Below are 4546 nucleotides of genomic sequence, written 5' to 3' on the forward strand. Positions count from 1 at the left end.
CGGCATCAAGATGCGCCGAAGATCGGGATGCCCTCGGAAATCGACGCCCATCAAGTCGTAGACCTCGCGCTCCTCAAACTCCGCCCCCGGATAGACCGCCGTCGCCGACTCGATGACGGGCGCGGCGCTCTCCAGTGCGACGTTGACTTCGAGCTTCACGTTCTCTTCCATATTATAGAGGTGGTAGACCATGTCGATATGATCCTTCCAATCGACCGCCGTGAGATTGCCAAGACGGTCGAACCCCTCCTTTTCCTTGAGCGCGCGCAGTACGGCGAGAAGATCGGCGGCATTGACAAAGAGCGCCGGCTCTTCGGCTTCTTGATCGAACGTCGCCTTGGGGAAAATCTCAACGAGCGTCTTGAGCCGTTCCTTGGAAAAATACGTCGTTGTCCTCATCTTACCGCACCCCCGTCCGCTTCGCGCGCTCCGGATGCCGAATCTTGTCGCGCAGCTTGATCATCGCGTCGATCAGAGCCTCGGGACGCGGCGGGCAGCCCGGCAGGTAGAGATCCACGGGCAGCACCTCGTCAAGACACGGAACCGTCGCATAAGAATCCGTGAAAGGCCCGCCGTGGATGTTGCAGTTGCCCATCGCGATGACATACTTCGGCTCGGGCATCTCCTCATACAGACGAATCAAAGGCGGCGTCATCTTCCACGTCAGCGTGCCCGCGACGATCAAAAGATCCGACTGGCGCGGCCCCGCACGAAAGACCTCATAACCGAAACGCGCGATGTCAAAGCGCGAAGCCGCCGTCGCCATCATCTCGATGGAACAGCACGCAAGCCCCGAAGCGAGCGGCCAGATCGAGCGCGAACGCGCCCACTTGAACACCGCATCGACCGAAGTCACAATCACATTTTCCCTAAGCGCGGCAGGAACCAGCTCCACTACTTCCATGCGAGATCCCCCTTCCTCCACGCATACCAAAGACCGAGTGCCAATATTCCAAGAAAGACAAACATTTCCAAAAATGCGAAAAGTCCGAGTCGGTTGAAAGAAACCGCCCAAGGAAAGAGAAACACCGTTTCGACATCGAAGAGGAGAAACGCGAGCGCATAGCGGAAGTAGCCGACATGATACTGCACATCGCTCGACCCGACCGTATCGACGCCGCACTCATACGGCTTCTGCTTCTCCGGCGTCGGCTGACGCGGCTGCAAAAGACGCGCCGGCGCGAGAACCATGAACGGAAACGCAATCGCCACGAGGAGAAATAGCCCAAGGCCACCGAATTCTCCCATAGAAACTCCCCCTTTTTATAATAGCTTATAGTTATGCTTTAATAAGTTGTGATAATTATTAGTATAAATTTACACGGGGGCTTTGTCAAGGGAGCAATGCCGCTGATAGCGGCGAAAGCGAGCAGCGGCTTCTTCCGAGAGACGCACGGTAATCTGCGTGCCATGCTCATCGTAGCCCGTTTCGAGGACAGTTCCCGCTTCATGCAGCTTTGTGACGACAGCGGTTTCCGTGAACGGAATATGAAGCTTCATCTCGACTTCACCGACACGGAAAAAGTCCGTGATCTTTTCTAAGAGCACGGCAAGCCCCGCACCCGTCTTGGCAGCGATCGCACAGCCCTCACGACCGCGCAGAAGCCGACGGACGGCGGGCAAGGCGTCGCCTGCATCAGAAAAACCGCCTGCCGCGTCGCCTGCACCCGCATCGCCCGCATCGGTCAGTCGATCCATCTTGTTCAGCACATAGAGCATGGGCTTTTCGGCGACGCCAAGCTCTTTTAGAACTTCGGTGACGGCTTCGATTTGAAAATCAGAGGCTTCATTCGAGACATCGACGACGTGCAGCAGCAAGTCGGCTTCGACGACTTCTTCAAGGGTTGCGTGGAACGCCTGCACGAGCGTATGCGGCAGCTTCTGGATGAAGCCGACGGTATCCGTCAGGAGGATCTCGCGGCCGTCCGCAAGTCTAAGCGCCCGCGTCGTCGGGTCGAGGGTGGCAAAGAGCTTGTCCTCAGCGAAAACATCGGCGCCCGTCAGCGCATTCAAGAGCGTCGATTTGCCGGCGTTCGTATAGCCGACGAGAGCGGCGACCGGAATGCGTGCAGCACGGCGGCGTCCGCGATGCAGACTGCGCTCTTTTGCAAGGCGCACGATCTCGCCTTCGATATCGTGGATGCGGCGGCGGATGCGACGGCGATCGACTTCGAGCTTCGTTTCGCCGGGACCGCGCGTGCCGATACCGCCGCCGAGCCGCGAGAGCACAAGCCCCTGCCCCAAAATGCGCGGCAAGCTGTACTTCATCTGCGCCAGCTCGACCTGCAGTTTGCCCGCCGCGGTGCGGGCGCGCTGCGCGAAGATATCAAGGATCAGCGCCGTGCGGTCGAGGATCTTCACGCCGAGCGCCATCTCAAGATTCCTCTGCTGCGACGGCGTAAGCTCATCGTCGAAGATGACGAGCGTCGCACGCTCGTTCTGCATAAACATCGCCATCTCCTCGATCTTGCCGCGCCCCAGAAAAAGCGCTGGATCGGGACGCGCCTTCTTCTGGATGAAGCTGCCGACGACGACCGCGCCCGCCGTGCGCGCAAGCTCCGAAAGCTCGGCAAGCGAATCCTCCGTCGTCCACGCCGCGCCGACGGCGGCTGCATCAAGCCCTGCAAGCACGGCGCGCTCCTCCTCGTCGGCGGTCGCCTGCGTGCGTTCCTTCGCCAGCCGCTTGTTGATGCTCTGTATGAGCGGCGTCAATCGGACGCGGTTCAAAAGATCCGCACGAACGGGACCAAAAAGCTGCACTCGCGGCGTGCCGTCGTCATCTTTCTCGCCCGTAAAAAAGCCCATGCAGCCGACGATCTCACCGGCAAGACGCCCGATCGCCGCCATCGCGTCGAAGCGCAGGCGGCGAAGCGACGAGATGTCGGGATCACTCAGCTCCGTATCACCGCTCGGATGCGTATGGATGCAGCGCACGCCGGAAAGGCGCACCTCCGAGCGTGCGTCGACAGCAGGCAGATCAACCGTCCATGTATTGCCGACGGAAACCTCGATGACGCGCCCCTTGCGGTCGATATAGACGGCGACCTCGCACCCGATCTCCTCCGTAACAGCGCAAAGCTGCTCATTCAGTTCCCTCGTCGAAAGCTGCCCGACCGGCACGCTGAGATCATAGAGACTCTCAAGGCGGCGCATGATATGCGGTTTGAGGTTTTGCATCTCGCCTTGGATTTTTTTATTCTTCATGACATTTCACCCATTACAAACTCTGCCGCTGTCATCATCTTCAGCCGCGCCATACCAAAAATGCGTCATAGAGCATCCATGTCCTGCATACATACCATGCCGCAGTTCGAACAGGACACCGCCTCGAAACAGCGTACTGCTCCCCCATATTGCCGAAATCAATATATGAGTATCCGCCATCACGCGCATTTTGCATCATTGCCCCTTAGCAAAAACCGACGCCTTTACCCGCGATTGACGATGTTCTGTATCTGCTTGAGCGTGATAGAGATCGTTCCGTCCTCGCTCTGACGGAACTCGATGAAATCCGTATTGTCGAAATAATCCGTCGGGATCGTCAGCTCGATGCCCGTATCTGTCTTGAGTTTATGGATCTTCATCTTCTTTAAGACAGATTCCTTATCCATCTCCACGGGCGCAGCGAAACCGGCTTCTTGGATCGCCTGTTCGTAATCCGCCTGCATGGCGGGGCTTTCCTTGAACACCGCGCGGCCGACTTCCAGGGGGTTCACCGCATCCTTTTCGGCAAGCTCGTCGGCGATGAAAGACTTGACGGCAGCTGCCGTCTCTATGGCGTCGCCGCCGTAGGCTTCCGCGATTTTCTTCGCCGTATCGCTCGCCTTTTTCAGCGCCTCGCGCGCCGACGGCGCTTGCCCGCACTCTAAGACAAGCTCGGGCAGGACGAAGATAGCGTTGCCGTCAATCGTATAGCGTCTGGCACGCACATGAACGGCGAGCGTCGAGAGGTCGATGAAAGCGAACTCGTCCATGCTCGCCGAAGCGCTCGGCAAAAGGGAGCCGCAAGCACTAAGCTCCGCCGAAAGCCCGCCCTCCGTATCGACGACGGCGGGCGAAAAGCCTGCATGACTGCGGCAAAGAAATACGACAAGCTCACGCCGCTCATCTTCGTGCGCTTCAAGCACAAAGAGCAGCAGACTCGCCGCTTCCTCCGCATGAGAAAAAGCGCGCAGGAAAGATTCCGCCAGCACGCGCGAAAATGAGAGGAAGTCCTTCTCCCCTGCGAGATAAATCTCCATCTCCCTCTTACACTCGCTGTCCTCGTAAAACGTCCCCTCTTTCTTATCGGGGCTTTTCCGACTGCGCTCGATATGCGCGGCAAGATACGCCGAAGTCTCATCGGAAAGCGGCAGCTCCGCCGCCGAAAGAAGCGATGAACCTGCCGCATCAAGGATATGAAGCGCCGCCTTGTCAATGATAATCATATTGCACCGCCTGTTGAAAAACGAACGCGAGATTTCTTCTTGTCCGCTTCCTATATATTTATTTATATTCTAGCAGAAAACACCGGCGGTAGTCTATATGACATTACGACGGCTTATAG

At 57.8% G+C, this 4546-nt stretch carries 5 protein-coding genes; all 5 read right to left on the reverse strand.

The window, feature by feature from the left end; translation table 11 throughout:
* Positions 1–399: NADH-quinone oxidoreductase subunit C (locus ACTTKG_RS09205; protein ID WP_442673910.1), on the reverse strand; the 399-nt coding region annotated here is incomplete at its 3' end.
* Position 400: 1 nt separating this feature from the next.
* Complete coding sequence (locus ACTTKG_RS09210; RefSeq protein ID WP_442673911.1) at positions 401–904, reverse strand: NADH-quinone oxidoreductase subunit B; 504 nt, start codon at positions 902–904, stop codon at positions 401–403.
* Complete coding sequence (locus tag ACTTKG_RS09215; protein WP_442673912.1) at positions 895–1248, reverse strand: NADH-quinone oxidoreductase subunit A; 354 nt, start codon at positions 1246–1248, stop codon at positions 895–897. The genes ACTTKG_RS09210 and ACTTKG_RS09215 overlap by 10 nt, the downstream gene beginning before the upstream one ends.
* 69 nt (positions 1249–1317) lie before the next feature.
* The gene (gene hflX / locus ACTTKG_RS09220) at positions 1318–3204 is read right to left on the reverse strand and encodes a GTPase HflX (protein WP_442673913.1); all 1887 of its coding nucleotides are present in this window, start codon (positions 3202–3204) and stop codon (positions 1318–1320) included.
* Positions 3205–3428: 224 nt separating this feature from the next.
* Complete coding sequence (locus ACTTKG_RS09225) at positions 3429–4427, reverse strand: nucleoid-associated protein (RefSeq protein WP_442673914.1); 999 nt, start codon at positions 4425–4427, stop codon at positions 3429–3431.
* Positions 4428–4546 lie beyond the last annotated feature (119 nt).

The sequence above is a fragment of the Selenomonas sp. genome, from assembly GCF_052169755.1.
Taxonomy (GTDB): domain Bacteria; phylum Bacillota; class Negativicutes; order Selenomonadales; family Selenomonadaceae; genus Selenomonas.

Bases quoted from the DNA above. Each gene is read 5' to 3' on its own strand.
- ACTTKG_RS09210 (WP_442673911.1), bottom strand. From the start codon at position 904: ATGGAAGTAGTGGAGCTGGTTCCTGCCGCGCTTAGGGAAAATGTGATT.
- ACTTKG_RS09215 (WP_442673912.1), bottom strand. From the start codon at position 1,248: ATGGGAGAATTCGGTGGCCTTGGGCTATTTCTCCTCGTGGCGATTGCG.
- hflX (WP_442673913.1), bottom strand. From the start codon at position 3,204: ATGAAGAATAAAAAAATCCAAGGCGAGATGCAAAACCTCAAACCGCAT.
- ACTTKG_RS09225 (WP_442673914.1), bottom strand. From the start codon at position 4,427: ATGATTATCATTGACAAGGCGGCGCTTCATATCCTTGATGCGGCAGGT.